Source organism: Synechococcus sp. Cruz CV12-2-Slac-r, from assembly GCF_024346075.1.
GTDB lineage: Bacteria > Cyanobacteriota > Cyanobacteriia > PCC-6307 > Cyanobiaceae > Synechococcus_D.
Genome location: NZ_JAGQEK010000217.1, coordinates 1 through 2,224, shown reverse-complemented (window position 1 = coordinate 2,224; position 2,224 = coordinate 1). Strand labels below are relative to the sequence as shown.

The following is a 2,224-nucleotide window of genomic DNA, read 5'->3' as shown; positions in this document are numbered from 1 at the left end:
TTGTGGGTACTACCAGCGTAGAAAAAAGTGAGCTGCTTTCTGCTTTATTGCAGGAGCAAAGCATTCCCCACAATTTGCTTAACGCCAAACCAGAAAATGTGGAACGGGAGGCGGAAATTATTGCCCAGGCCGGCCGTGCTGGCGCAGTAACGATCGCCACAAACATGGCTGGCCGCGGCACAGACATAATTCTTGGTGGTAATAGCGACTACATGGCCCGCCTCAAGGTGCGGGAATTATTACTGCCCCGTTTAGTGCGTCCGGAGGAGGGGCATCGCCCGCCTGTGCCATTGCAACGAGAAGCGAGTGCTGGTTTTGCAGCAGCCACCGTTAATCCGGCTAAACCCCTCAGTGAAGCAAGGGCAATTGGTCGTTTATTTCCTTGTGAACTTTCATCTGATACCGATCAAGCTCTTGCTGATGTTGCCCAGCAATTGGTGAAGCTTTGGGGTGATCGTTCTCTATCAGTTTTGGATTTAGAAGATCGCATCACCAGCGCTGCTGAAAAGGCGCCAACTGATGATGAAGGTATTATTAAATTGCGCCAAGTTATTGCCGCTATTCGTGGTGATTACGATGCCGTAATTGGTTCTGAACAGGCGCAGGTGCGTGAATTTGGTGGTTTACATGTAATTGGCACCGAACGCCATGAATCGCGGCGGGTTGATAATCAATTGCGCGGTCGCGCCGGGCGCCAGGGTGATCCGGGCAGTACCCGTTTCTTTCTTTCTTTAGAAGATAATTTATTGCGTATTTTTGGTGGTGAAAGAGTTGCTAACCTTATGAATGCTTTTAGGGTGGAAGAAGATATGCCGATTGAATCAGGAATGCTTACCCGTTCCCTTGAGGGGGCACAAAAGAAGGTTGAAACCTATTACTACGACATACGCAAACAGGTATTTGAATATGATGAAGTGATGAATAACCAACGCCGTGCTGTTTATGCAGAACGCCGCCGCGTGCTGGAAGGTAGAGATCTTAAAAAACAGGTGCTTGGTTATGGCGAGCGCACTATGGACGACATTGTTGAAGCCTATGTAAATCCAGAGCTTCCCCCTGAGGAATGGGATTTAAACCGTTTAACAAATAAGGTGAAGGAATTTGTTTATATTCTTCAAGATTTACAACCCGAGCAATTGCAGGGTCTTAATATCGATGAGTTAAAAGCTTTTCTGCATGAACAGCTGCGGATTGCCTATGACCTTAAAGAAGTTGAAATAGAAGAGATGCGAAATGGCTTAATGCGTGAGGCGGAACGATTTTTTATTCTTCAACAAATTGATACTTTATGGCGTGAGCATTTGCAAAGTATGGATGCTTTACGGGAATCCGTTGGCCTTAGGGGTTACGGCCAAAAAGATCCTCTGATTGAATATAAAAATGAGGGCTACGATATGTTCCTTGAAATGATGACCCAAATGCGGCGTAATGTAATTTATTCAATGTTTATGTTCCAGCCGCAAGCACCCGAAACGCAAAATATTTAGGCTCAGTTATTTAGATCTTTAAATCCCGCTACCTTCGAGAAATTCTATTATCTCGCGGTCTCGCAGGCTTTGGGATGTGCCGCCAGGTTCATTGCCTCGATTTTGTTGTTGCAGGGCATTTTCAAGGGCATCGATGCGTTCCATTAAGTTTCGAATCACCTGGGCTTCAGCATCGGGTAATTGAGAGTGGGCCAAGGGATCGATCCTCACCCCCGATTGATGGATCACCCTGCCAGGCACCCCCACCACCGTGCAATCCTGTTCCACATCCCTAAGTAATACTGAACCAGCGCCAATACGAGTGTTTGTACCCACATTAATTGCGCCTAATACTTTTGCGCCTGCGCCCACAACTACATTTTCCTCGAGGGTGGGATGGCGTTTTCCGCCTTGCTTGCCGGTGCCGCCAAGTGTTACCCCTTGAAATAACAAGCAACGATCACCGATTATCGCCGTTTCACCAATCACCACACCAGCGCCATGATCTATAAATACCCCACGGCCAATTCTTGCTCCAGGATGAATTTCTACCCCTGTAAAGAAACGCCCAATTTGAGATAATAAGCGCGGCAGTAACGGCAAATTTAACCGAAACAACTGATGGCTAATCCGATGAAGGCAAATTGCATGAAGCCCCGGATAGCAAAATAGGATTTCCAAAGGGCCCCTGGCGGCCGGATCTCTTTCTTTGATAATTGCAATATCAGCTCTTAAACTTCTAAACATCTAGTCAATCA

General features: G+C 46.8%; 1 protein-coding gene and 1 pseudogene. One reads left to right on the top strand and one right to left on the bottom strand.

Features of this window, described 5'->3' with window-relative positions; translation table 11 throughout:
• Positions 1 to 1,487 (top strand): annotated as a pseudogene (secA, locus tag KB557_RS10860) (preprotein translocase subunit SecA); the annotation flags it as partial.
• Positions 1,488 to 1,505: 18 nt separating this feature from the next.
• Here secA and cysE read toward each other — a convergent pair.
• Entirely contained in the window at positions 1,506 to 2,213 is a 708-nt protein-coding gene (gene cysE / locus KB557_RS10855) for a serine O-acetyltransferase (protein ID WP_255134118.1), read from the bottom strand.
• Positions 2,214 to 2,224: the final 11 nt, after the last annotated feature.